Genomic DNA, 24,316 nt, shown 5'->3' with positions numbered 1-24,316 from the left:
CCGCGCGATTATAGCGGCCCGCTCATTCCGCGGGAGGGGTTGCCAGCATAAGCCTATCATCGTGTAACTCCAGTGAGATGGGCTGTTGAGCTTGCGTCCGGCAGTTATCGTAAGCGCTCAGCTGAGTGGGCGGTCAGTGTAGCCGTGATCATTAGCGGCTGCAGTACGTTCTAAAATGTATCCACGCTCCGCGTTAGAAGTGGAAATGTGCAATGCCTCACCACGCGCTTTATCGGTACCTAGAAGCCTGACATTACAATCGGTTAATGAAACTCTTTGAAGACATTAGTCGTTGGTTCTGTATGTCAGATCTTGAGGTGAGCCAATGCGCACAGCAGCCTTCAACGGAGCCGGCACGGAGTTCCGATTAGCATATATCCCGCTATATCGTGATGACGAGGAAAACCATTGTGCAGGCTGCGGACGGCAGCATTGGATCATTGGCCGCATGACTGCGGAATGCGGTTTCTGCGGGACGGCGCTTCCACTCGAAAAATTCAGCACCTGGAGCGCATCGCCGCGCATTGAACGCTGCAACCACTATGCGGATGAGCTGCCGGACGATCTACGGCCAGTAGTTTGACCACAGAAGAAGGGTGATCATTTAACATCTGTGCCGGGAAGGTAGCCGCACAGTCGCGCCCCGCTCATGGAATTTGCGGTCGCACTGCTGATCCCTTCCGGACACAATAGGGAGCACCTGTTTCGCGCATAAAGTCGGCGAAACCCGATCACGCCCCTTCTACTTCAGTCCTCGAAAGCCGCCGTGGTTCGATGCTCACCGCAGAGGAAGGCGTCGGCCACCAGCCGCAGCGGGGCGATATCGACATCGATGGCCTTGTTCTCGATCAGCCTGACGAAGCGCCGATACATGGCCGGATATTCCTCGTCCGGCGCTTTTACCTGCACTTCGCCGTCCAGCCGCAGCATGTTGCCGCCTTCGGATAGAAGCAGGCTGCCGCCATCCGTCTCGATCGCGATGTCCCAGGTCTGCGGCCCCGTTTGCCGCCAATCAAACACTGCCTCAATCGGGGCTCCCGAAGCGGCGACCATCTTCAATTCGGCACCGATCGGAGCCTGCTTATTTGCGGGCACTTCCAGGTTGGCCGAAAGAAGGGCGATGGGCTCGCTCACGATCTCGGTCAGGATGGACAGGGCGTTGATGCCGGGGTCGAACACGCCGAACCCGCCCGCTTCCCAAATCCAGGGCTGGCCAGGGTGCCAGTGCCGCACATCCTCACGCCACTGGATCGAAACATGTTTGGGGGAGCGGGACGCCAGCCAGCTCTTGGCCAACCCCACGGCGGCGGCATAGCGGCTGTGCCAGCTGGCGTAGAGCGTCACGCCTTGCCGCTCGGCAATGTCAATCAGCGCTTCCACCTCGGACACGGTCGCGCCCGGCGGCTTTTCCAAAAAGACATGCTTGCCCGCCAGCAACGCCTGCCTCGCCGCCTCGTAGCGAACTTGCGGCGGCTGGCATAGGATGACGGCGTCCAGATCAGGCTCCCCGGCCAGCATATCGGTCAGCGCGCCGTAATTGTTCAGCCCTTCGCCCTGCGCGTTGCGGCTGGCGACCGCGACAAGCTCTATGCCGTTGGTCTTGCGGATCGCGGGCAGGTGCTGATCGCGCGCGATTTTGCCCAGGCCCACGAGGCCCGCCTTGATCGTCCCTGTCATAGCGCGCGCACCTTCATCATCCAGCGATCTCCCATTTGCCTTCGACCCGTCGGCTAAGCTCCCAGGGACAGGCCCCCTGGCCTTTATACTCATACAAATAGCAATTCAACCCGAACCAAGGGCATGGCCAACCGCCTCGCGCCATCCGGCAAGAAGGCGACCCCGTTCTGCGCGGGGCAGGGCAGGGCTGAACCGCCGATCGGTTGCCAGGTGCGATACGGCGTCGGGCAAGGCCGTCCATACGCCTGTGCGCGCACCCGCAAGAAACGCCGCGCCCAGGGCCGTCGTCTCGATATTGGCGGGCCTGACGATGTCCAGGTCGAGTATGTCGGCAAGGAATTGGCAAAGCCAGTCATTGGCCACCATGCCGCCGTCCACTTTCAGTTCGCCAGGCCGAACGCCGCTGTCGAGCGCCATGGCGCTCAGCAGGTCGGCGCTCTGATAGGCGACGCATTCGAGCGCCGCCCGGACGATATGCTCAGGGCCGGTCGCGAAAGTCATGCCCGTCAACATGGCCCGCGCAGACGGATTCCAGTGGGGCGCGCCCAGGCCGACAAAGGCGGGCACCAGATAGACGCCGCCGTTGTCGGTGAGCGATCGGGCCATCGCTTCCGTCTCGGCTGCGGAGGCGACGAGGTGGAGCTTGTCCCTCGTCCATTTGATCCCTGCGCCCGCGACGAAGAAAGCGCCTTCAATGGCGTAGCTTGCAACGCCCCCGGAATAGCAAGCCACTGTGGAAAGCATGCGGTGCCTTGACCGGCAGATATCACCGCCCGAATTCAACATCGCGAAACCGCCGGTTCCCAAGGTGATCTTCGCGTCGCTGCGTTCGAGGCAGCCCTGGCCGATGAGCGCGCCTTGCTGATCCCCGACCATCCCCGCGATCGGCAGGGACAGGCCCAGTATATCCTTGTCGGATAGGCCGAACAGGGCGTCAGTTTCGCGGACTTCCGGCAATATCTGCATCGGAATGCCGAACATGCGGCACAGGTCCGGGCACCATGCCATCTTGGCGATGTCGAACAGCAAGGTTCGGCTGGCGTTGGTCGCATCGGTGGCATGCACCTTGCCGCCGGTCAGGCGCCACAAGAGGAAGCAGTCGATGGTGCCAAAGGCCAGCCGACCTTCCTCCGCCTGTTTGCGTGCGGAAGGGATCGTATCGAGCAACCAGGCGAGCTTGCTGGCGGTGAAATAGGAATCGAGCAACAGGCCGGTGCGGTCGGTGACCTCCTGCTCCAGCCCCTCATCAATGAAGCGGCGGCAAAGGTCCGCGCCGCGCCGATCCTGCCAGACGATCGCCGGATGGATCGGCTTGCAGCTCTCCCGGTCCCACAGGACACAGGTTTCACGCTGGTTGGCGATGCCGATTGCGGTGATGTCGAGGGCCAGGCCCTTCGCTTTTTCCAAGGCTTCGCATGCAGTCGCCACGACGTCGCGCCAGATCGCTTCGGGATCATGTTCGACCCATCCGTCCGCCGGATAATATTGTTTCAGCTCGATCTGCGCGGCGCAGCGCACCTTGGCCATTTCGTCGATCAGCAGCGAGCGGGTGGATGTCGTCCCCTGATCGATCGCGAGCACCGCCTTCATGCTTCTTCTCCCAGCTTATCTTTCATCCAGGCGGCGAGCCCTTCCGCCTCTTCGGCCGTAAAGCGCAAGCCGAGTTTCGTGCGGCGCCAGAGAATGTCCTCGGCCGTTGCCGCCCATTCGCGCGCCATCAGATGATCGACCTCGCGCTCCGTCAGGCCATGGCCGAAATGCCGCCCGCAATCCTCGACTGCCTGCGCATCGCTCAGGATATCGAAGCTCTTGGTGCCATAGCAACGGATCAGGCGTTCGCTCCATGCCTCACCCAGAAAGGGGTAGCGTTCCCGCAGCCGTGCGATCAGGCCAGCAGCGCCGTCCATGGGGAAGTCGCCGCCAGGAAGCGGTTCGCTGTCGGTCCAGCCGGTGAGCGGAACGTCCGGCAGCCGCTGCGACAGCAAGGCCAGCGCATTTTCCGCAAGGTGGCGATAGGTGGTCAGCTTGCCGCCGAAAATGCTGAGGAGCGTCGGGCCAGCGGCAGGATCGGAAAGCTCCAGCCGATACCCCCGTGTCGATGCTTCCGGCCGGCCTGATCCGTCGTCGATGAGCGGGCGGACCCCGGCAAAGCTCCATCGCACGTCTGAAGGAGCGATTTGGCGGCCGAAATAACGGTTTGCGCCGTCGCACAGATAGGCAATCTCCGCCGGGTCAGGCTCGACCTGCAGGGGCGGCCCGTCATGATCGGCATCGGTGGTGCCGATCAGGGTGAAGTCCCTCTCATAAGGGATCGCGAAGAAGATGCGGCCGTCGGGCAGCTGGAAAAAATAGGAAAAGTCATGATCGAACAGGCGCGGGACCACGATGTGAGAGCCGCGCACCAATCGCGTCCGCACATAGCTTTCCGAATGGGCGAGGCGCAATATGTCCAGCACTGAGGGGCCGGCTGCGTTGACGATGGCCCTGGCGCGAAAGATGCGGCCCCCATGGGTCGTCACGCGCCAGATCTCACCATCGCGCTCCAGCGCCGTGGCGGGCGTGTGCGGCAGGACCAGCGCGCCGCGATCCGCCGCGTCGCGCAGGTTCAGCAGCACCAGGCGCGCGTCATCGACCCAGCAATCGGAATAGGCAAAGCCGGTGCGGAAACCGGGTTTGAGCGGCCCACCCGCCTCATGACGGCGCAGATCGAGCGTTCGGGTGGCGGGCAGGCGTTTGCGGCCGCCGATATGGTCATAGAGGAACAGGCCCAGTCTCAGCAGCCATCGTGGCCGCAGCCCGTCCTGATGGGGAAGGACGAAGCGCATCGGACGGACGATATGAGGTGCAATGGCCCAAAGCCTTTCCCGCTCGGCAAGGGATTCACGCACCAGCCCGAATTCGAAATGTTCCAGATAGCGCAGCCCGCCATGGATCAATTTGGTCGAGGCTGATGACGTTCCGCGCGCGATGTCGCCTGCCTCCAGCACGATAACGCGCAACCCCCGGCCAGCCCCGTCGCGGGCTATGCCCGCGCCGTTGATCCCTCCTCCGATGACCAGCAGATCGCAGTCCGCTTCGTCCAGCATGCCAGGTCCTGCACATTCAAAGGCGCTTCGATCGGACTATCGAACGCGAAACCTATTTTCGCAATCGAACAGTTTCTTTCGGATTATTCGTTTTGTGTGTGAGACCACGGCTTTATGGTCCCGTCCGGCAGGCCGATCAGATGAACAAGGGAAGATCATGACGACGCTTAAGGATATTCTCGCGCCCACTTACATGCAGATGCTGGGCGCGCTGTCGGCTTGGCTCGGCAAGATCGACGAGGAGAAAATGCAGGATGGCGGCGCGGCGCTGCTCACCGCGCGGCTCGCGTCGGACATGTTCCCGCTCTCAACCCAGATCCGCTTCGCCTGCGTCCAAGCGCAAGAGGGCATGTTCCGGTTGCGGCAAGAAGCTTTCCCGCCGTCGATCGAGGAGTTGCTGGAGGAGGGACGCAACGCGGCGGAGCGCCCAGGCTCGATCGCCGACGCGCTGGCCAGGATCGACTCCACCATCGGCATCGTCAAGGCGGCCGCTGCAGACGCTCCAGACCTGGACCCGGCGACGCCGATCGCCCACAGGCTGCCGCAGGGCATGGTGTTCGACCTCACCGGGGAGCAATATGTCCGCGACTGGGCGCTGCCGCAATTCTACTTCCATGTGATGACTGCCTACGCGATCCTTCGCGCCCAGGGCGTCGATCTGGGAAAAGCGGACTATGTCGCGCACATGTTCGCTTATTTGCGGCCTGGCGGTTAGCCGAACAGATAGCTGCCCGTGCGATAGTCGGCACGGCATGACCGCCGCGCGCATCCGTCAATCAATTGTGTCGGATGTTCTTCGGCAATCGTCAATGCAGGGCGGTGGATGGTCGCATGACCGCCATCGCTCTTGCATAATAGCGGACTGCATTTTCCCGATGGAGGTAGATGGTATCGGCGCTATCCCCATTGCATAGGGCTTCGCGCGCCTTGTGAGCTTCCTGCTTGGATTGCTGCAACAGATAGTCAGCGTCTTTGGACGTTCTCACTACTGCCCTCTCCTATGAGTCGTTGGACAGCCAAACTAAGGGCGCTCGGCAGCGTGAGGAATAACCTTTGTTAGAATCCCTTCAGAGCCGGCCAATCAATTTAGAGCTATGTCGAACGATGTAGGGTCCGGGCGCGGGCGCGGCTTATTCCCCCGATGTTAACCCGTGTGTTAGAAGGGTGGCGACCATCATGCTAATCTGAACCTGGTTCAGGGAGGCAGGCGGGGCAGGGGCTCACCACCTACCCGTGGGCTCCTGCCCTAACCCCATGGTTGCAGGGGAGGGGCGGACGATGTTCAGATGGTTCTATATAAGTGCGAGCCGTCTGGTCGATGACGAGGCCGACGAGGTGGTGTGCGATATCGTCAACGTGTCGGTCGCCCGCAACCGCGCGCTTGGCGTTACCGGAGCGCTCCTGTTCACAGGCCGGAATTTCGCGCAATATCTGGAGGGTCCGCCCAGAGGGGTGGACCAGTTGCGGCAGAGCATCTGCCTGGACATGCGGCACGAGAATATCCGGACGATCGCCGAAGGAGAATATTCGCATCGACGATTTGTCACATGGTCCCTTGCTTATCTGCCTCCTCCACAACTTTTGTCATCAAGAGCCGAAGAGCTGTTGATCGCCGCCGAGCATGACGGCGAAGCAAATGTGGAAGCCCTGGCGCAATTCCTGTGCGAAATGACGGTGAAGGGGCGGGGATGACGAGTAACTGAGCCGCCAGTGGAGCCGGATCGGCGCAAGAGGGCGTGGCGCAGAAACGCGTCGGCGGCAGGTGCGTTAGCAATCCATGGAATTGCCGTTCAACGCGCCCCAGCCCTATATCCTCATACTGACCGGCGCAGGGTTGCTGATCGCCCTTGTCGCCTGGCTGCCGCTTGCTTTGAAGAAACTGCCGCTTTCGCTTCCGATCGTCTGCATCCTGATCGGGGCGGCCATCTTCTGCATACCCGAAATAGGTTGGCGGCCGTCCCCGCTCAGTCATCCGGACGTCACCGAACGCTTCAGCGAATTTGTGGTGATCATCGCTCTCATGGGCGCGGGCCTGAAGCTGGATCGTCCGTTTCATTGGAAGCGCTGGGCGGTGACATGGCGGCTTCTGGCTTTCACCATGCCGTTGGGCATCGCGATCATCATGCTGCTGGCCGCCACGCTGCTGGGTCTGCCCTGGGCCATGGCTCTGTTGCTTGCCGCGAGCCTTGCGCCCACTGATCCCGTCCTTGCCGCAGACGTCCAGGTCGGACCGCCGCGCACCGGGGAAGAGGATGAAGTGCGCTTCGGGCTGACGTCTGAAGCGGGCCTCAACGATGGCCTTGCTTTTCCGTTTGTCCAACTGGCCATTGCGCTGGCCCTGGCGTCCGGCGGTGACGAGCCTTGGCTGGAGCGGTGGCTGGGCGTGAGCGTCCTGTGGGAAATCACGATCGGGATCATTGGCGGCTGGCTGGTCGGCAAGCTTTTCGGCTGGCTAACCTTTCGGGTGCCGGCCGAAACCAAGCTCGCCAAGACAGGGGACGGCCTTATCGCGATCGCCGCGACCTTCGTCTCCTACGGCGTCATGGAGATCCTCAATTGCTACGGCTTTCTCGCTGTCTTCGTCACGGCGCTGACCTTGCGCGCGTCGCATCGCGATCATGAGTTCAATGTGCAGATGCACGACCTGACCGAGCAGGTCGAACGGCTGGCGATGATGGTCCTCTTGCTGCTGTTCGGCGGAGCCTTGGTAGGCGGTCTGCTTGCGCCGTTACGCGCGATGGACGTGCTGCTGGTCTTGCTTATCATTCTGGTCGTCCGTCCATTGACGGGAATGATCGCGCTGCTCGGTTTCAAGGCCGACTATTTTGAAAAGCTCACCATCGCCTTCTTCGGCATCCGCGGCGTGGGGTCCTTCTATTATCTGGCCTATGGCCTCAACCATATGGATGTCGGCGATCCAAAAAAGATGTGGGCGATCGTCGGCCTGGCCGCCCTCGTTTCAATCCTGCTCCACGGGCTGACTGTCACACCGGCGATGCGCTGGCTGGATCGGCGGCAAGGCCGGGACCCGGACGGGCAGTAGCAGGCCGCCGGAGGAAAATGACAAGCTAGGTATTCTTCAAAACACCATCCAAGTTACACAAGACGATCGCCGAGCGCTCACCACCATGTTTTATCCGATTATGCTGGTCTGCATCGGCTTCAGCTTCAGCTACGGAATGTCGATCTGGACCCGCCCAAAAGAAATGCCCATCCGCACAGCCCGCATACCAAGTCGAAGAGCTGACAAAGGCTCGATAGGTGGCAGCCTTTTCGGGAGTTGCATAGGACCTGTTCGAGGACATATCGACCATATCGGCATCCTTTCCTCCGCCGTGCACTTTATCCCCGTCACTGCAATAGTCTAAGGCAATGACATGATCCAAGATGCGAATCAAATTGTCGGCATCAAAACTATACTAATCCTCCCTTTTAATTGGCAAGTCATGGCAGGTATATTGCTCCCCATCGTTGACTAAATCCATAAAGAGGCAATCGAGCGGGCTTGGGCTAATACAAAAATGCCCCATCCTTTCGAGGACGGGGCAGTTTGGGTCGCAAACAGGTGTAACCTGCTTCTCCAGAGAAGCGGCAGGGGCATGATTCGACCATATATCTAAAGTTATAATTCTGCCTCATTCCAGACTATTATAAACATGCGTTAGCGCATGATCCAGTCACAATTACGAAAAAACATAGTTAATAACAAGTCGCTAGAGTCCGGGAGTTCAGCTTGTACTTATGGAACGGGACGGTTCAAAATGGGACTGTGAGATTTTGCGCCCGGTGAACTATGATCCGTTCGCCACACGCTCGGCTTAGCTAATTTCTGTCGGTCTTCCTTGCGAAGGAGGTCTGGTTTATACTAAGCGCAGCATGGATGCGTTGTAATCCGCCTCCCCTTCCACGCGCAATTCCACCCATGCGCGGCTCGGTGGTATGAGCGCCGCCGGAAACCAGCGCCAGATGCTCGGTTCAAGGAGAGATGTGGGTCAGCGCTGGGATACAGGCCCCGTGCCCGTCAGTCGCAGCTAATCATGGCGTTGCGCAGCTCATAACCGGTCACCAGGCGATTCCACGCCAGGGAAGGTGGTCGGTCGAGATTCAGCCCCGGAACCTGCATCAACCTCTCCAGAAAAAGGCAGGTTTCCAGGAGGGCGACCTGCGCGCCTGGGCAACGATGCTCGCCATCGCCGAAGGACAGGCCGGCATTGCCATATTTGGCGCTGACATGCCGCCCCGGCACCACTTCGCAAGGACGTTCCCCAAAGGCGTCCGCGTCCGAATTCGCCGCGCGCACATCGACAGCGACTGCAGCGCCTGCCTCCGCGCCTTCCAGACCCGCGTCGCCTGGCAGGCTGCTCCGCATCCGCCGGTAGATGTAGCCCACGACCGGTTCGAGCCGCAGCAATTCCTCCAGCAGCGCGATCTTGCCGCTTTCATCGGCCGCCAGGAATGAAGCCCGCAATTCCTCGCGCTCTAGCATGTGCCACGCCGCCATCACGATGAACTCGCGCGTCGTTGCCATTCCGGCGGCGCCATAGACCAGGCACTCCGTCAAAATCTCCCGGCCATTATAACCCTGGTCGATAAGGTGGGAGATCACATCATCCTGCCGCTGCTTCTTGCGGGCGCGGATCGCGGGGGCGACGTCGCGAAAGTAAAAGGACAGTACCCGATATTGCGACCGCAAAAACCAGGCGAGCGCGCTCAGCTTGTTGCGGGGCCGGTCGAAGTCGCCGGTGAAGAAGACGTCCAGGCGTTTCGTGAGGCCCGCTGGATCGCTATTGGTAAGGCCGACGATATGGCTTGCGACCTCTACCGCCAGTTCGAGGCTCAGCTGATCAAGCTGCGCGCGCTTGTCCCGCTGAAAGCGCTTCACCAAATTGTCGCTCAGCCGGATCATCAACTCGCGATAGTGGGTCGTCACGACGCGCGGGGTGAAGAAACGGGCGGTCGCGCCGCGCTGGACGCGGTGCGCCTCTCCTTCCAGGAAGAGGATCGGCTGGCGGGTGGCGCTGCCGATCCTGTTCACCTGCTCGGCCATGAACCCTGCCTGGTGCACCTTTTCGCTGCGCAATATGGTGCGCGCCTGCGCGAAGTTTTGCGTCCGGATGTTCGGAGCGACGGTGCCGCCCGCCTCCGATGCGGAAGCGGATTTGCGGTCATCGCCACCGTGGTGAAAAGGGCAGGCGTCAGAACGGACTTCGGCTTCCATGAGCATGAACCTCACAGGATATGCGTCGCACGCAACCTACGCTCCTGGAGGGGAGCGTCAACAGCCGCTGGCAACGAGCTCGACTCCGGAGTCCCGGCGGCACAGGTTCGTCTGATTGCAAGATTGGCGCGGTCGGCGGCAAATTCCCGTCCGCGACTCGAGCCATCCACCTATTGTTCCGATCCCTAAAAATGAAAGTCACGGCAGCGCAGCTACTTAGTGCGGGACCGAAACGAATCGCTGGTAATTCGTCTTATTGAGGTGGTAAATAGTCACGCTCGCTTTAGGAGCCACGACAATGGCCGAAAGCATTTCACAATATCATCGCAGACGCGCGGCTGAGGAAGAAAGCGAGGCTGATCTTCATGCCGATGACATTACTGCCGAGCAGCACAGACGTCTGGCGGCAGAGCATAAGGCGTTGGCAAAGGCGGCTGAAAACGCCGAGCGAGCAAGTGCGAGGAGATCTCGCGCATAGAAGGCAGGCCGGGAATCCTTTGGCCTATTCCCTGGGATGAATGGGCGATCCCGATCGCTCCAATTATAGTGGTCGCACTCACGGCGGGTGGGGTTTTTCCTGAAACGGTTGGGGGGACGGAGAGATGCGATGGCTACCTTCTCGATCGACAACGACCGGGTCACGTCCGGCGTTCAGAACGTCGCTTACGACCAATCGGGTGGCGTTCAAACCCTCGCGACCGCAGATACCGGCAATGAGATAGATGTCACCCTGTTGGCTGGCGAACTCGATGGTCTTGATTCAGGATTTGAAACATTCCTGATCGGCCTTGGTCTTTCCGCCGCGCAGAAAAATTATGCGGTACTTACCGATGCGGCGTCGAGCAGTTCCACATTCATCCAGGTGACGGCTGATCCTGGCGAGACTTTGAACGACCTCAAATTCCTTGCCGATTCAACAGTCGCTCTTACCGGGATTACGACACTCGCTGGCGGAAGCCTTTACGTCCATGTCGATGTCACTGGAAATTATGCGACATTGTGGACGACCTCGGACAATAGCGGCCGCATCGTCGGCGCATTGGCGCTGACGGGCGAGACGATTGACAACGTCACCACCCATATCGCGAGCGCCGGGGTGCAGATGCTGTTCTTTGAGGCCATCAAGCACATGAACACGGCGAGCGCCGATGAAACATTGTCGCTAAGCGATGTGCTCCAGGTCGGCGTCGATACGGCAGTGTCGTTTGATTTCGATCAGTTGGATGCAGGCAATTTCCTGTGGGCCGCGGTCGGCACTGCTGGCGCGGCCATGCTGATTACGGGTCAGGACCTGAACGTGAAGGACAGTGGAAAGCCTTCTGCGATCGGCACGATCGAAAAGGGTGGAACTGATCCCAGCGATGCGGTGAATACAAGCAAGGCGACGGACACCACCATCGGTATCAATGCCCAGCATTTCGCGCCTACGAACAGCGCAGACGGCGCTACGGGCGTGTTCACTTTCGTGACCGGATATAAGCCCATCTCCGCCGCAACGCCGACCTTTACCGGGCAAAATGTCAAGCAAATCGACTATGACGATTATATCAACGTCAGCAGCGCGTCCGTCTTCATATCGCAGCTGACCGGCGGATCATCGGCCAAGATCCACTTCTCCTTCTTCGAAGCAGGCGGCGGGGGCGTCGATAAGGCTCCGGCCGACCTGTTGCCGGAGGAAGGCTATGCCGACGTTCCGGGCGCATCCTACAGCTACATCGGCAATCAGGACAATGATACGCACCTGACCGACGATACCGACGTTGCGATTGCAAGCGTCGTGATCGGCGGGTTCACCTGGAATTTCAATGACGCCAGCAACGGAACGGCCCAAGGTGGGATAACGGTCACGATCACCGGCAACGATGTGATCGTCGATGGTGCGAAGGCCAATGACCTCATCACCTTTACGGCGTTCAATGGCGCAAGCGCTGTAGATGGCACCTTCAATCGCATCGACATCCAGGCCCTGCAGGGCAGCGCGTCATTCGATATCGGCCATATCGATCTGACTTCGGGTGGCCTGACGGGCTTTGGCCTGGGTTCTCATCTTTTCGTCGATGACGACGGCCCTTCGCTGACGCCGCAAGCAGTGATTGGCGCAAACGATCTGAAGGTGGATAACGACCTCAGCGGTGGCGATCCATCGGTCGCCTCGAGTTCCTACGGGCTGTTGCCGGGCACGGACGGGCTGGCCAGCTATACGATCCTGGGACCCGAAGATAATGTCGGCGCCTTCCAATGGAGCTATGACGACACATCGCACATGTCGATTACCGGCACCTATCTGGGCACAGACCTTTATACTTTGGTGCTCAACAGCTCGACAGGCGGTTATACTTTCACCATGATCGATGAACTGCCGGGTTCGACATTGGATCTCAGCCCGGCCGAAGTTATCAAGGCAGGTTCGCCGGACAATCCCATTCTCGAGATCGGAGCCGCACAGAATGATGATTTCGTGCGGATGACTGCTGACAGTAGTGTTTCAGGCGCGAACGGCAATATCAACGAAAGCCACGGGTTCGTCGGCGTGGACAACGGCAATCTGGATGCCGGAGAGTCCTTGACCTTCACGCTGCACGAGGCAGACGGCACGCTAATCACCTTTGAGGGGATACAGATCGGCACCAAGTCGGCGCAGGGCGGCACCTATAGCTGGGTGGCGACGATAGCGGGAGGCGGCACCATTTCCAGTAGCGACCCCGGCCACACCGCGGAAGTCGTTGGGAAGAACGGAACGATCGATATTTCCGCCACCGATCTGGAGGGCGCGACGATAGAGTCGATCACGATCACCAAAATAAGCGGACCCGCCACAAAGATAGGAGTAGGCGACATTCACATCATCGTGCCCCCTGATGACGTGCAGCTGGGCTTTACCGTCGAATTGAAGGACGGCGATGGTGACGCGGCGACGCAGAGCTTCGTCGTGGATATCGACGCCAATAATGACGGCGTCTATGACGCGACAGTCAATGCCGCTCTGGCGCCCTTGGAACTGCTTGGGGTGCAGTCATTCAACCTGCAGTCACCATGGCTGACTTTTGTTTGAACATATGAGGAAGCTAGGCGGCGTTCATCCCTCAGCTGGACGCCGCCTTGTTTCTCGCCCGCTTAATGCGCCGCCTTCACGCCCGGTACTATTCGCAGCACGGCGTAGCCGGCGATTGCCGATGTCAGTGAACCGAGCAATATGCCGAGCTTGGCCGCATCACTCTCATGGGCATGCCCAGCGAAGGCGAGGCCGCTGATGAAGAGGCTCATCGTAAAACCGATGCCGCACAGCAGCGCCACGCCATAGACCTGCGGCCAGGTAGAATGGCTCGGCCGCTCCGCCCATCCCAGGCGGGACAGCAGCCAGATCGTGCTGAATATGCCCAGCTGCTTCCCCGCAAATAGCCCAAGCGCGATCCCCAGCGGCACGGGTGCGGCAAGGTCAGGCAACGCAAATCCGCTCAGCGACACGCCTGCATTCGCAAAGCCGAAGAGGGGAACGATCGCATAAGCAATCCAGGGGTGAAGGCCATGTTCCAGCCGGTATAGCGGGGAATGCCTGTCGTCCGGCGTGCCCGGCGTTTTCCTCAGCGGCACGGTCATCGCAACCGCAACGCCAGCCAAAGTCGCGTGTATCCCGGACTGCAACACGCAGAACCAGATGAAAAGGCCAATCAGCAAATAGGGCCAGAGGCTGTTAACGCCCGCACGGTTGCAAAGCGCCAGTCCCACAAGCCCGCCCCCTGCAAGGGCGAGCGGCAGCATGTTGAGTTGCGCGCTGTAAAATAAAGCGATGATGAGCACCGCGATCAGGTCATCAATGATCGCCACTGCCGTCAGCAATATCTTGAGCGACCCCGGTATCCGCCGCCCCAGCAAAGCCAGAACGCCCAATGCGAAGGCGATGTCAGTGGCCGCCGGGATCGCCCAGCCGCGCAGCCCGGTCGCGTCTCCTCGATTGACCGCAATATAGATGAGCGCGGGCAGCACCACGCCCGCACCGGCCGCTACGCCCGGCAGCAGGCGGTCCGGCCATCGGGAGAGTTGCCCGTCCAACAGCTCGCGCTTCACCTCCAGCCCCACGATCAGAAAGAACAGGGCCATCAAACCATCATTGATCCAGTGCAGGATGCTGAGCCCCCCCGCCTCCACATGCAACATATGGAAATAACCGCCCGCCAGTGCCGAGTTGGCGACAAGCATTCCCGCCGCCGCCGCCGCCATCAGGATGATGCCGCCCGCAGCTTCGGCCGCAAGAAAGGCGCGCATCATCGAAAATGGGCGGCTGATCAGTGGCGTAACGCTCATGCAGCGGTCCTAACCGCCCAACAAGCTGCCCGCCACCCAGGGAAGCGCTAAAATATCATCTCGCCGCGCTCTCCGCCAATTCCGCCCGCCTATCGCGTGATTTATGCGGCCATCGCGCGCTATCTGGGCTTCGGTTCGGCCACCGGCGCCGCGTGGGAAGGCGATTGGGAGGAGCTGAAACAGGATCTGGGCGCCATGTGCGCCGCCTTTCTGCTGTCGGCCGACTGAAGGGCGGCCCGCTAAGCGAGCGTGATCAGGCGCTCTCTTCGCCCTTGCTAGGCCCGTTGGGCACAGGCTGTATCGGCATGGGTTCCTTGAATATGTTCGTGACATAGGGATAGGGAATTTCGATGCCCGCGTCGTCGAGCGCGCGCTTGATGGCCCGGATTACGGCGTCGCGGCTCGCATGCATGTCGGAAGGCTTGGAACCCGCCCACCAGCGCACGGTGAAATCGACCGAGCTGGCGCTGAATTCCCGCGCGAAGATGTCGACAGGCCGTTCCTTGCTGACCTGATCGACCCCCTCGACCGCCTCTCGCAAGACAGCGGCGGCCAGGTCCAGATCCGCATCATAGGCGATGCCGACCACGATCTCATGCCGCCGCTCTGCGCCGTCGGTCAGTATCTCCACCGGATTTTTGAACAGGGTGGAATTGGGCACGATGGTCAGTTCATTGGACAGCTTGCGCAAATGCGTTTCGCGCAGCGAGATATGCTCGACCCGGCCGATGATCCCTTCGCATTCGATCACATCGCCGATGCGCATCTTCTTGCGCACCATGATGATGATCCCGGACAGAAAATTCTGGAAGAAATCCTGAAAGGCAAAGCCGATTGCAATGGTCCCGATGCCAAGGCCTGCGACAAGGCTGGCGGGGGTCAGCCCTGGCAGCACGACCGTCGCCGCGATCAACAACCCCACGATCCAGATCGCGATGGAAACGATCGTGTCGATCAATTCCTTCAGGCTGGGGCGCAAATTGACCTGAGCGGTCAGACGGTCGGCAATCCGCTTGGCATAGCGCGCGGCCAGCCAGGTGAGCATGATGATCGCTAAAGCGATGATGATGCTCGGTATCGCCGCGACAAAGCCTTGCCACATTCGGACAAGCTGCCGCAGCAATATATTGACCGTGTCCATCCGGAAGAAACGCGCTGCGGACCGCTTGGTTCGCAGTAGGGGCGCGGGTCAGGGGGGCGTACTGATCTGTAGCGCCGAGCCTTAAATTCCTGCTGTCAGCGTCAGGGTGATCGTGTCCGAATAACTGCCCGCGATCTTACCCGTGGGCAGGCTTGGTAGGCTTAGTACCAGCGGCCAGTTCATCCCCGCAACCCCCGCACGGGTCTGATTGGTGAGATTGGTGCCGTTCGAAACCGACGCGCCGTTAAGCGTCATTGAGTAAGGGATTGTCGAATTGGTCGGATAGGGCGAAACAGCGCCAGCGAGGACCATCTGATTGATGTTCGCGGTTTGCACATTCACGTTGATGGAACTGGTGCTCTTCAACCCGATCTGTATTTGTTGAGAGAGCGTCGTAAAGTTGCCAAAATTAATGGTCTGTGGCGACGCCGTGCTGAAACTGGCTACTTTCTTGATCGTGATGGGAAGGGCCAACCCGGTTTGATTTTCGTCCTTCTTTAGGACGACGCCATTGCCTGATCCTGTCGCATTCTTGTAGCACTGAATTGAATATTTGAATGGCTCAGAAAACCCCATTCCTCCAACAAAATCGCTTCTACTGTTGTTAGTTACGGTTAAAGTAAGTGGCACACTACCGAAATTATTCGAAAGATTTACCTGTGCTCCTTCGTGATTGTCAGCAATGGTGCGGCCATTGGGAAAAATTATCGTCGATCCAGAACTCGTAATATTATACTCGGGTCCGCTTAATCCAATCTGCAAAGGACCCGTTTCATTATCGACCAATATGAAATTGGCAACACCTGCTTGATTGTCAACGCTCGTGACGTTGGCAGTGATTGTCTGAACATAGGTGCCGCTGATGGGGTCAAATTCTGGGAGGGAGAGCGTCGAAAAACTCACCGTCGCGCAGTTCGCCGCCATCGCCGGCTGCGCAATTCCAAAGGCGAGCGCCACCCCCGCTAGCTTCGTCCACTTGCTCATCGCTCACCCTTTCTTGCTGTCACCGGATGCAGGTCGCCGACGCGAACGGTTCCGGTTGGATCATCCTGAATCTGAATCTCGTAAATCGTCGGCGGCTCGGTCGGCATTTCGATCCGCCACCGGCCGGGCCGCAGGCCCTGTGCGCCGAACTTGCCCGCGCGCGATGTGAAGATGGTCGTGGCGGGCCGCTTGGGCGCGCCAAGGTCAATCGCCTTGCCCGCCAGCAGCGATATCGGATCGCCATCGCTTCCCAGCAGGCGGCCGATGACCAGCAGATGATAATCCGACCCCACCGTCAGCTTGTAGCCAGCGCGATAGGGCGGCAGCAGGCCGACATTGCCCGCGCCCAAATCATATCCCGCGGGCGCTTCGGGCACGTCATAGATCAGCAGCCGCGGCGAATGGGCGCTCAAGCCCCCTTCCAACGCCGCGCCGAGCAGCCCTGACCGCGCATTTTCGCTCCTGTCCTGCGGGTCTAGCCGCACCGGCTTGTCGCGAAGGCTGCTGTGCGTGCTGGCGATCAGGAAACTGTCCTGAATGGGGCGGCCAAGCGCAAGCGCGCCATCCGCGAAGGCGAGGGAGGTGCCAACCCGTAAGGATGTGCGCATGTCCCGGATCGACCCGCCGCCCGTATCATAAGTGGCGATCTGGCTGACGCCCAGTTCCGCCCGGTTCGCCGTGTAGGTGCCGTTGCCATTGAACGAGGCCCCCCTCGAATCGCGAGTGAGATCGAGGCTACCGCTCCACGCGCCGATCCCCCGCCCGCCGGAGCTTTGGAAAGTGGACTTGACGACGCCCCGGCTGTCCGCGTCCACCTGCCCATAGGAACGCCCGCCAAACCGCTTGCGCAATCCGAAGCGGATGAGCGCGCTATGTCCGCTTTGTCCGCGCTCGAACTGGATGTCGCTGACCAGCGACAGCCCCTCCGCGATGCCGATCCCGCCGCTCGCCCGCAGGCTGTAGCGATGTTCCTTCTGCACCCGGTCCTTGGAATATTGGCCGTCCAGCGTCAGAAACGCGTCTCGCCCGAAGGTCATCGAATATCCCGCCGACACCCGCATCGCCATGGGCTCGCGGACCAGCAGGACGCCGGGGATGGCGAAATCCGCGCTGCGCAATTCGACCAGCCCCCGCAGCGACTGCGATCCTTCCCCGCTTCCCTCATGGATCAGCTTTTCGAAACTGGCCGACGCCGCATAGCCGGTCCGCCCGTCCCGCTGGCTGACCGCGACTTCCGCGCCGATCAGGCCAAGGCCGCTGCCACCCAGCAGTTCCAGCCCCGCCTGCTGCGCATTGCGATCGGCCTGGAAGTTTAGCCCGGTGGTCAGCCGCTGGCTCAACCCTCGCCGCACGAAGCCCGACGCCGACCAGTCATTGGAATAGGCGATGCCCGCGCGCGTGGGCCGCGCATAGACGCCCGCAAAGGCGGAAAATTCCGTCAGCCCCGGATCGAGCAGCGATCGGTTCGAATAGAGATTGAACTCGACGAGGCGGCGCTTGCCCGTCTCATCCTCGATCTGCAGCCGGACATCGTTGGCGCCCTCGGCCAGCGGAAAGTCCTGCAGCGTGTAATTGCCCGGCTGCAGCAGCTTGCGCTCAACCGTGCGGCCGTTGACGATCGTTTCGACGGTGCTCGGCGCAAACAGCGAAAAGCTCTGCGATCCGGTCGACCGGACCTCTCGTTGCGGTTGCAGGATGCTGTAGATGCGCGACACGGACAGGCCGCCCACCGTCGGCGTACTCTGAAAACTCGTGCCGAAGGGCCGGACATCGCCCAACGCCCAGCGCATCGTCCTATCGATATCGTCATAGACCAGCCGCGTGCCGGTGCGGCGCAGCAGCGGTTCGCCCTCTCGCAACGACAGATAGCCTTCGCCTTCCGCGACGACGCCAAACAGCCTGGCCGCGCCGTCGATCAGCGAAACCGGCGGCGTCAGCCCCCGCTGCGGACCGCGTTCAATAACGTCGATGGCCGACCGCAAATTGATATAGCCGCTCGCGCTCGCGGGCTGCAGCGTCTCGCCGCCTGCGTCGTTCGCCGCCCTCAGGCTCATCGCGCTTGTCCGCCGCGCCGTGACGGGAATGGCGAGGGACAGGGCCAGCTTCTGGCTGTCATAGCTGAGCAAGATTTTCTCGGCCGCGAGCTGCTGCGCGGTCACGCTGTCCGATGCGCCAATGGCCGCCTTGAGCCGCGCCAGCACATCGGGCTTCAGGATCGGCTCCAGCATCTGCATCAGTCGTGGCGTCGCGACGGACAGGCTGTCATCGGGCGCTACCGCCAGGTCGATGTCGCCCAAATAGCTCGGGCCGTCCGTCACCGGCACGATGAAGCGCAATATGCGCTTGGTCGGGTTGATCTTGACCGGAACCGGCGCGGGCGCGACTTCAGCCGCCATCGCTTGAGGCACTGCGTCTGTTGCCAACGTCAATGCAACCCCCCGGCCCCTGATCAGGAGGGATATGGACGCGCCGGTCCGCAGCGCGGGATCGCGCGGCCCGGAAGCAAGGGCGAGTTCATTGCGCGCGCTCATCCAGCAGCGCGGCGCTGAACGTGCCGCCCTTCGGTGCGCCCTCGACAGGGACGGTGACGGTGCGGGTCTGGCCGGTGGCGACCAGGCCATAGCCGACCATCTGCTGGAATTCGGCCCCGCTGATCGTCTTGGAGAAGATTTCCGCCCCCGCGGCGTTCGTCTCGCTGATCTTCAGCCGGTGCTGGCTGATATAGCCATGCGCTTCGCCGCCATTGGCGACCTGCACGGCGATGGCGGGCTTGTCGCCTTCGCCCTTGGCCGCATCGACCGACTTGATGGTCAGTTCAGGCTTCTTGTTGGGCGACGATACGCTGACTAGCACCTGGAAATTATAGACGATCTGGACCGCCGACTGGCCTTCGGGCAATTTCACCGGCAGCTGGTTGACGCTGACATAATAATGTTTGCTCGTCGCCAGATCGGGATCGCCGATCCACTGAACGCGGAATGTCTGCGTCTGTCCGGCGGGGATCAGCGCCGTGGGCGGAGCGACCAGCAGGTCGTCCGCGCTGCCATTGCCTGGCTGGAACCCGCTCGGCGTGGGATCGAGCGCGGTGACCGTGATCTCGACCGGAAGCGGGCCTGCGCCGGTGTTGGTGACCGAAATATTCGCGACCACGCCGCGCCCGGCGGTCTGCAGATCGACCATGACCGGCGAAACCGTGGTGGCCAACGCCGACGATGCGCCAAGCGCACCCACCAGCCCGGCGGCCGCAGCGCCCAGGGTCAAGAAATTTCTGTAAAGGCGCATGTTCGAAAACCCCCGCAAGTCTCGATTAATTCGGTGACAGTGAAACGGTGATGGTGGCCGAATAGGGGCCATCCACAAGCTTGCTGCCGTTGCCGTTCGACCCGACGACGGACGTGAAGTTGTTCACCGTGACGTTGATGTTGCCTGCCTTGGCCGAATTTTGCGTCTGCGCGGGGCTGGTAAAGGTCGCCCCCGTTCCCACCGGCAGCGTTTCTGATGTCGTGACGCTCGCGGGTGTGTTCGACCAGCCGCTTGCGGTAGCGGTGAAGTTCGCCGTCTGGCTCTGCCCGTTGGGCACGCTGGCATTGGGCGGATTGCGCCGCAGCGCCTTGGCCGAGACCTTGATGCTCGACGGACCGCTGCACATCACGTTGGAGATGGTCCAGCTTTTGTTGTTGAGGCTGGTGTCGAGCTTGCCGTTGCTGCCCACTGCGGTGGAAATGGTCATGGGAGCATTATTGGAACCGAGCGAGCAGCTTGGACTGACTCGCCCGGTCACAAGGTAAATGCTGCGCTGAGGGGCGGCATGTGCGGGCACGACTACCACGCATCCTGACATGAGAACAATTGCAACAATATTGCGCATGCATGAGCCCCTCAGCACGTTCGACCGCTACTTACGCGATGGGCGAAAGTGTTACGGTGATCGAGCCTTCATAATCACCAGCCAAAGGCTTCCCGGAGGCAACGCTCGGGCTCTTAGCCTTCACCGTCAAACCCGAGAAAGCTCCTAGACCGGTCGCGGTAGCCTGGTCGCCATTCACCGTCTTTGCAGTACCACCGCTGCCGACCGTGATTTCAGGGACGAACGAGACAACTTTGACGAACCCAGCGGGAACCGTGCCCGAAAAAGTCTTGTGGGTCAGATCCACATGAGAAATCTTCACGGTAGTTCCAGCGCCATTGCAATAAGCGCTGGCGTCACTTGAGGTCTTATCGCTGGCATTGAGCGTGCCGTCTGTATCAACCAGATTGCCGAACTCGATTGTGCCAGTCCCACTAGCCGCACAAATAGCGCCCACATTCCCCGTCACGGTATAGACGGCAACCGAGTCAGCAGCCATCGCAGGCGTCGCGCCGAGGGCGGTGAGGGCCACCGCCGCCATCAGAATCTTCTTCATGCTCTCTTCCTTCTCACAGACTGATTGACATTTGGTGACCCGGAAAGGCCGGGACAGCAGCCCCCTGTTTGGAGAGCATGGCTGTGGGTGAGGATCGGGCGCGTCATGGCACGCTAGCGATCGAAACGGTGATGGTGTCGCTGTAGGTGCCTGCGATCAGGCGCGGCGCGGGCAGCGACCAGCTGGCGGTGAGCGTCGCGGTCTTGTTGTTGGCTGTTTTTCCGTTTGAGGAAAGACCAGCGCTGTTGCCGGGCGACAATGCGCAGCCTGACTGACCGGCCACCAACTCCGAAGAATTGCAGGTCGCGCTCACGTTGCCGCCAACGTCCAGCGGAACGGTCATCGCCAGTGAATAGGGCACTGCATTGGTGAAGTTTGCCGGTGCAACGGTGTTGGTCTTGATCGCGCCATTGGCGGACGTCGCGTTGATCTTGAACCCGGCATTGCAATTGACGGTGGCGGTCCCGGTGACATTGCCACCCGCGCTGAGATTGGCGGGTCCAAAATTGCTGCCCACCGTGATCCCGCAACCGCCCACGATCGTGCCGGTCGCGGTGATCGTCAGGCTTTGCGCCTTCGCCGGTGCAGACGCGCTGAAAGCAAGCGCGCACGCCACCATCGCCCCCTGAAACCGAGCCCCCACGCGCTTCCCCCCGAAATCGCCTCTGCGAATCTGATAAGTAAAATATAACTTACGATTTTCAGATGGCAATAAATCTATGACAAATGTCTTATCATCATCGTTCCAATTTGAGACTCTATTGGTTAACCTCGATCTAGTTTACTTGATACTTATGAACTATATCGTTAGGTATATTCAATGGAGTTGCTTTTTCACTCGTGCGTCGGCCGTGGGTAATATTCCCTTAGATACAAGGGCATATCGCCAAGGAGGTGCGCGGCCGCTGGAGGGGTTGAACCATCCTATGCGACCCAGGCCATGGCCGGGTCGCAACCCGTTCAAATGCAGCGAGGCGCATTTTCTCGCATAGATCGATCGATTTTTTGCCACAGGCGGTGTAGCGGCCGGGAAGAATCGCATGGCAAGTATCGCAAGTGTGTGGAAGCTGCGCGTGAATGCTGCGGCGCGGCAGGCCAGAGATTTCCAGTTGATTTTCCAGCGCTTTGGCTCCGGGCCAATCTCTGCCGTTCGACTCGAAGAAGCGTCAAATACTGATGTAAAAGAGGAGGCAAGCGACTGTTTTAGAATAGTAAAGATGGTCTCCTGCGATTGTTCAAAGCATAGGCATGCTCCATTCGGGACAAATCTGACCTCCGCTCCGGCTCTGTTGAAGTCTATGGGGCGCTCCGCCAGCACATGAAGCTGCTTGGCCCGGCCCATTTGGATCGGTTCGTCGCAAGACGCGCTCTAATTGTCTGCACAAATCCAGGGGCGGTCCAGCCCGTTCATGTGGGAGAAAGGTTAACATGAACAGGCAGGACATTCATGGCGCTCATCAGCAGCGCCGTGGGGCATATTTTTGCGGATTTAAATGGAGGGGGTTCTGACAGCCGAATACGCCATTACGCCGGCGGCGGTCGGACGAAAAGCTGCGGTATGCAGGCCCGACTGATCGAATTTCGAAGGAGTAGCGTGATGAGTGCAATTTCCAAAAGCCCAAAATATCTCTTGATGCTTGCCCTGCTTGGCGGGGCATCGTCGGGCAGCCTTTCTGCGCAGACACAGGAGCAGCCGGCAGCCGACGTTTCGGCGACCGCCTATTTGGCCCCTGAAAAGAGTGAAGGGCCTGAGATCAAGGGCATTATTTCCGCGCGCAGCGGCGACAAGATGCAGGTCACGGCTGCCGATGGCAGTAAATCCGTGATCACGATCAATGACGCCACCCGTATTAGCGCGAGCAAGGGCTTTTTCGGCCTGAACCGCAGCAAACTCCCTGCAACCTCGCTGCTCAATGGCGTGCCCGTGACCGTCAAGACATTGCAGTCGGGCGGCGAGCTGGTGGCGAGCCGGATCAATCTTCAGAACAAGGATCTCCGGACCGCGTCGATGATCCATAACGGCACCGCGCAGGGCTTTGAGGAGCAGACCGCTGCCACTGCGGCGCTCCGCGGACGCATGGGCGAGATCGATCAATATAATGTCAAAAGCACGACAAACGTGAATTTCGACACGGGCAAGGCAGTGCTGTCCGAGCAGGCGAAGAACGACCTGTGCGCCGCGGCGACCGCTGCCGAGGGGATGAGCAACGCGCTGCTGCTCGTTGTGGGCTACACGGATTCCACGGGCGGTGATGAATTCAACCAGGAGTTGAGCGAAAAGCGCGCCGGCCGTGTCGTCAACTACCTTCAGCAAGCCTGCGGCTGGAAGCCCTACCGCATGTTGACGCCCACCGGCATGTCGGAAGCCGATCCTGTGGCGAGCAATGACACCGTTGAAGGCAAGGCCCAGAATCGTCGCGTTGCGGTGAATATCCTGGTCAGCAAGGCCGTTGACGGTTTGTAAGAGGCGCGCGGCGCCTCAAGGTCCTGGCCCAAGCCAATTTGGGTGAGACGGCCAGTTCTTTGAACGGGCATTGAGGCGAAACCGCGATGGTCTGAGGTGAGGGGAGGCGTAAACCTCCTCTCACCCCAGAGCCAGCTTTACTCCGCCGCCATAGACGTCATCCCCTGATGACTCGGCCGTGGGTCCTCGCTCACCGCGGTGGTCCATGCCCACTCACCCGCCTTGGGCGGATTGGTGATCCCGAACTCCTCGCGAATATCCTGTACCTGCCAGTCGAGATAATCGCGATAGGGGATTAGGAACAGGGGATGCTTCCAGTTCCGGCCCTGCGCAGCGCCGATATCCTCCGCATCCAGTTCGACCTTCACGGCTTCGGGATAGAAAAGGCCGCTCTTCATGACGGTCTTAGCTTTCAAATAGGAGCTGACCCGATTGAAGAAGGACGCGAGTTCCGGCACGAAATATTTATAGAGAGCTCGCATGTTCGCGGCGAGCAGCGCGACTTCGCCGGCGTGATTGGTCTCAAAGCCCGTGATCATATGTTCGATGTCATGGGTATGGGTCCGTTCCTTCATGTAGAAGTCGAAGTCTGTCTTGATCTCCATGCCCTGGAAGAAGTGATCCATATTATAGCCGCTGTTGACGACGAAATCATAGATCACCGCGCGAAGAGTGCCCGGTTCCGCGCCAGCCAGTTCCTCATTCTTGAACAGCGACACCTTCTTACCGTCGAGCCAGCTCTTGAATTCGGGCAGACGCGCCTTTTCCTCCTCGAACAGCTGGAAGATGCGGGGCCAATCCTCCAGTTCCATCAGGATCTTCACCACGTCGGGAATATAGGCGGTATTGGGCAGCTCCGCGCCATTCCGGCGCAGCATTTCCTGCGCAATCAGCGCGCGCAGTTGCGGATGGTTGAGATAGGGCGAAGAACTGATCAGGACGGAGCTGTCGGTCGTGATCGGCGGTCCTGATCCATTATAATAGGCAAAATCCGCGCTGCTTACGCGCGCTGAAATCTCGTTTTCCATCATCTCTCTCCTT

General features: G+C 60.2%; 21 protein-coding genes. 6 read left to right on the top strand and 15 right to left on the bottom strand.

All coding sequences use genetic code 11. The features are described 5' to 3' along the window. Positions 1-747 precede the first annotated feature (747 nt). The 3 genes from ACFO3E_RS09445 to ACFO3E_RS09435 all read right to left on the bottom strand — a co-directional run bounded on the left by ACFO3E_RS09445 (position 748) and on the right by ACFO3E_RS09435 (position 4,763). Entirely contained in the window at positions 748-1,677 is a 930-nt protein-coding gene (locus tag ACFO3E_RS09445; protein WP_066530551.1) for a Gfo/Idh/MocA family protein, read from the bottom strand. Between the two features lie 105 nt (positions 1,678-1,782). Next, the gene (gene glpK, locus ACFO3E_RS09440; RefSeq protein WP_380804122.1) at positions 1,783-3,267 is read right to left on the bottom strand and encodes a glycerol kinase GlpK; all 1,485 of its coding nucleotides are present in this window, start codon (positions 3,265-3,267) and stop codon (positions 1,783-1,785) included. Continuing rightward, entirely contained in the window at positions 3,264-4,763 is a 1,500-nt protein-coding gene (locus ACFO3E_RS09435; protein ID WP_066530546.1) for a glycerol-3-phosphate dehydrogenase, read from the bottom strand. Before ACFO3E_RS09435 ends, glpK begins: the two co-directional genes overlap by 4 nt. Positions 4,764-4,920: 157 nt before the next feature. Between ACFO3E_RS09435 and ACFO3E_RS09430 the strand changes: the two genes are divergently transcribed. Further along, positions 4,921-5,478: a DUF1993 domain-containing protein gene (locus tag ACFO3E_RS09430; protein WP_380804119.1), complete on the top strand. Its 558-nt coding sequence runs from the start codon at positions 4,921-4,923 to the stop codon at positions 5,476-5,478. A 91-nt stretch (positions 5,479-5,569) separates the two neighbouring features. Here the strand turns inward: ACFO3E_RS09430 and ACFO3E_RS09425 are convergent, their stop codons facing one another. Continuing rightward, on the bottom strand, positions 5,570-5,749 hold the full coding sequence (locus ACFO3E_RS09425; protein WP_066530534.1) for a hypothetical protein: 180 nt from the start codon (positions 5,747-5,749) through the stop codon (positions 5,570-5,572). A gap of 292 nt (positions 5,750-6,041) precedes the next feature. On the opposite strand from ACFO3E_RS09425, the gene ACFO3E_RS09420 reads away from it, so the two are divergent. After that, positions 6,042-6,455: a BLUF domain-containing protein gene (locus tag ACFO3E_RS09420; protein ID WP_066530531.1), complete on the top strand. Its 414-nt coding sequence runs from the start codon at positions 6,042-6,044 to the stop codon at positions 6,453-6,455. An 85-nt stretch (positions 6,456-6,540) separates the two neighbouring features. After that, positions 6,541-7,806: a cation:proton antiporter gene (locus ACFO3E_RS09415; RefSeq protein WP_380804116.1), complete on the top strand. Its 1,266-nt coding sequence runs from the start codon at positions 6,541-6,543 to the stop codon at positions 7,804-7,806. A gap of 25 nt (positions 7,807-7,831) precedes the next feature. Here the strand turns inward: ACFO3E_RS09415 and ACFO3E_RS09410 are convergent, their stop codons facing one another. Continuing rightward, the gene (locus ACFO3E_RS09410; RefSeq protein WP_380804113.1) at positions 7,832-8,149 is read right to left on the bottom strand and encodes a hypothetical protein; all 318 of its coding nucleotides are present in this window, start codon (positions 8,147-8,149) and stop codon (positions 7,832-7,834) included. 635 nt (positions 8,150-8,784) lie between these two features. Beyond that, positions 8,785-9,981 (bottom strand): cytochrome P450, encoded by a 1,197-nt coding sequence (locus ACFO3E_RS09405; protein ID WP_380804110.1) that lies wholly within the window; start codon positions 9,979-9,981, stop codon positions 8,785-8,787. A 607-nt stretch (positions 9,982-10,588) separates the two neighbouring features. Here ACFO3E_RS09405 and ACFO3E_RS09400 point away from each other — a divergent pair. Further along, positions 10,589-13,033, top strand: a complete 2,445-nt coding sequence (locus ACFO3E_RS09400; RefSeq protein WP_380804108.1) for a hypothetical protein — start codon at positions 10,589-10,591, stop codon at positions 13,031-13,033. Between the two features lie 62 nt (positions 13,034-13,095). Here ACFO3E_RS09400 and nhaA read toward each other — a convergent pair whose 3' ends face one another. Next, a complete protein-coding gene (gene nhaA, locus ACFO3E_RS09395; RefSeq protein WP_066530513.1) occupies positions 13,096-14,283 on the bottom strand; it encodes a Na+/H+ antiporter NhaA in 1,188 nt (395 codons plus the stop codon). 96 nt (positions 14,284-14,379) lie between these two features. On the opposite strand from nhaA, the gene ACFO3E_RS09390 reads away from it, so the two are divergent. Continuing rightward, on the top strand, positions 14,380-14,511 hold the full coding sequence (locus tag ACFO3E_RS09390) for a hypothetical protein (RefSeq protein WP_257784379.1): 132 nt from the start codon (positions 14,380-14,382) through the stop codon (positions 14,509-14,511). Between the two features lie 25 nt (positions 14,512-14,536). On the opposite strand, the gene ACFO3E_RS09385 is transcribed toward ACFO3E_RS09390, so the two are convergent. The 7 genes from ACFO3E_RS09385 to ACFO3E_RS09355 form a co-directional block, all read right to left on the bottom strand. Next, the gene (locus tag ACFO3E_RS09385; RefSeq protein WP_380804105.1) at positions 14,537-15,424 is read right to left on the bottom strand and encodes a mechanosensitive ion channel family protein; all 888 of its coding nucleotides are present in this window, start codon (positions 15,422-15,424) and stop codon (positions 14,537-14,539) included. Between the two features lie 81 nt (positions 15,425-15,505). Further along, a complete protein-coding gene (locus tag ACFO3E_RS09380) occupies positions 15,506-16,408 on the bottom strand; it encodes a hypothetical protein (RefSeq protein WP_380804103.1) in 903 nt (300 codons plus the stop codon). Continuing rightward, complete coding sequence (locus ACFO3E_RS09375) at positions 16,405-18,939, bottom strand: fimbria/pilus outer membrane usher protein (protein ID WP_380804100.1); 2,535 nt, start codon at positions 18,937-18,939, stop codon at positions 16,405-16,407. The genes ACFO3E_RS09380 and ACFO3E_RS09375 overlap by 4 nt, the downstream gene beginning before the upstream one ends. Further along, a complete protein-coding gene (locus tag ACFO3E_RS09370) occupies positions 18,923-19,669 on the bottom strand; it encodes a fimbria/pilus periplasmic chaperone (protein ID WP_380804098.1) in 747 nt (248 codons plus the stop codon). The genes ACFO3E_RS09375 and ACFO3E_RS09370 overlap by 17 nt, the downstream gene beginning before the upstream one ends. 46 nt (positions 19,670-19,715) lie before the next feature. Next, on the bottom strand, positions 19,716-20,138 hold the full coding sequence (locus ACFO3E_RS09365; protein WP_380804095.1) for a hypothetical protein: 423 nt from the start codon (positions 20,136-20,138) through the stop codon (positions 19,716-19,718). 169 nt (positions 20,139-20,307) lie between these two features. Next, positions 20,308-20,811: a hypothetical protein gene (locus ACFO3E_RS09360; RefSeq protein WP_380804092.1), complete on the bottom strand. Its 504-nt coding sequence runs from the start codon at positions 20,809-20,811 to the stop codon at positions 20,308-20,310. A gap of 103 nt (positions 20,812-20,914) precedes the next feature. Then, positions 20,915-21,454: a hypothetical protein gene (locus ACFO3E_RS09355; RefSeq protein ID WP_380804089.1), complete on the bottom strand. Its 540-nt coding sequence runs from the start codon at positions 21,452-21,454 to the stop codon at positions 20,915-20,917. Positions 21,455-22,408: 954 nt separating this feature from the next. Here ACFO3E_RS09355 and ACFO3E_RS09350 point away from each other — a divergent pair. Then, positions 22,409-23,275: an OmpA family protein gene (locus ACFO3E_RS09350; protein ID WP_066530484.1), complete on the top strand. Its 867-nt coding sequence runs from the start codon at positions 22,409-22,411 to the stop codon at positions 23,273-23,275. Between the two features lie 137 nt (positions 23,276-23,412). Here ACFO3E_RS09350 and ACFO3E_RS09345 read toward each other — a convergent pair whose 3' ends face one another. Further along, positions 23,413-24,306, bottom strand: coding sequence for a Coq4 family protein (locus ACFO3E_RS09345; protein ID WP_380804087.1), 894 nt, complete (start codon positions 24,304-24,306; stop codon positions 23,413-23,415). Positions 24,307-24,316: the final 10 nt, after the last annotated feature.

The sequence above is a fragment of the Sphingobium tyrosinilyticum genome (genome assembly GCF_042654265.1).
GTDB lineage: Bacteria > Pseudomonadota > Alphaproteobacteria > Sphingomonadales > Sphingomonadaceae > Sphingobium > Sphingobium tyrosinilyticum.
Note: the sequence above shows the minus strand (reverse complement) of the source record. Positions and strands in the feature narration are given on the sequence as shown.

What these genes read in the sequence shown, in the direction of transcription:
- ACFO3E_RS09445 (WP_066530551.1), bottom strand. Translation starts at nt 1,677, where the DNA reads ATGACAGGGACGATCAAGGCGGGCCTCGTGGGCCTGGGCAAAATCGCG.
- ACFO3E_RS09375 (WP_380804100.1), bottom strand. Translation starts at nt 18,939, where the DNA reads ATGAGCGCGCGCAATGAACTCGCCCTTGCTTCCGGGCCGCGCGATCCC.
- ACFO3E_RS09360 (WP_380804092.1), bottom strand. Translation starts at nt 20,811, where the DNA reads ATGAAGAAGATTCTGATGGCGGCGGTGGCCCTCACCGCCCTCGGCGCG.
- ACFO3E_RS09420 (WP_066530531.1), top strand. Translation starts at nt 6,042, where the DNA reads ATGTTCAGATGGTTCTATATAAGTGCGAGCCGTCTGGTCGATGACGAG.
- ACFO3E_RS09350 (WP_066530484.1), top strand. Translation starts at nt 22,409, where the DNA reads ATGAGTGCAATTTCCAAAAGCCCAAAATATCTCTTGATGCTTGCCCTG.
- ACFO3E_RS09400 (WP_380804108.1), top strand. Translation starts at nt 10,589, where the DNA reads ATGGCTACCTTCTCGATCGACAACGACCGGGTCACGTCCGGCGTTCAG.
- ACFO3E_RS09385 (WP_380804105.1), bottom strand. Translation starts at nt 15,424, where the DNA reads ATGGACACGGTCAATATATTGCTGCGGCAGCTTGTCCGAATGTGGCAA.
- glpK (WP_380804122.1), bottom strand. Translation starts at nt 3,267, where the DNA reads ATGAAGGCGGTGCTCGCGATCGATCAGGGGACGACATCCACCCGCTCG.
- ACFO3E_RS09435 (WP_066530546.1), bottom strand. Translation starts at nt 4,763, where the DNA reads ATGCTGGACGAAGCGGACTGCGATCTGCTGGTCATCGGAGGAGGGATC.
- ACFO3E_RS09430 (WP_380804119.1), top strand. Translation starts at nt 4,921, where the DNA reads ATGACGACGCTTAAGGATATTCTCGCGCCCACTTACATGCAGATGCTG.
- ACFO3E_RS09380 (WP_380804103.1), bottom strand. Translation starts at nt 16,408, where the DNA reads ATGAGCAAGTGGACGAAGCTAGCGGGGGTGGCGCTCGCCTTTGGAATT.
- nhaA (WP_066530513.1), bottom strand. Translation starts at nt 14,283, where the DNA reads ATGAGCGTTACGCCACTGATCAGCCGCCCATTTTCGATGATGCGCGCC.
- ACFO3E_RS09365 (WP_380804095.1), bottom strand. Translation starts at nt 20,138, where the DNA reads ATGACCATTTCCACCGCAGTGGGCAGCAACGGCAAGCTCGACACCAGC.
- ACFO3E_RS09415 (WP_380804116.1), top strand. Translation starts at nt 6,541, where the DNA reads ATGGAATTGCCGTTCAACGCGCCCCAGCCCTATATCCTCATACTGACC.
- ACFO3E_RS09405 (WP_380804110.1), bottom strand. Translation starts at nt 9,981, where the DNA reads ATGGAAGCCGAAGTCCGTTCTGACGCCTGCCCTTTTCACCACGGTGGC.
- ACFO3E_RS09345 (WP_380804087.1), bottom strand. Translation starts at nt 24,306, where the DNA reads ATGATGGAAAACGAGATTTCAGCGCGCGTAAGCAGCGCGGATTTTGCC.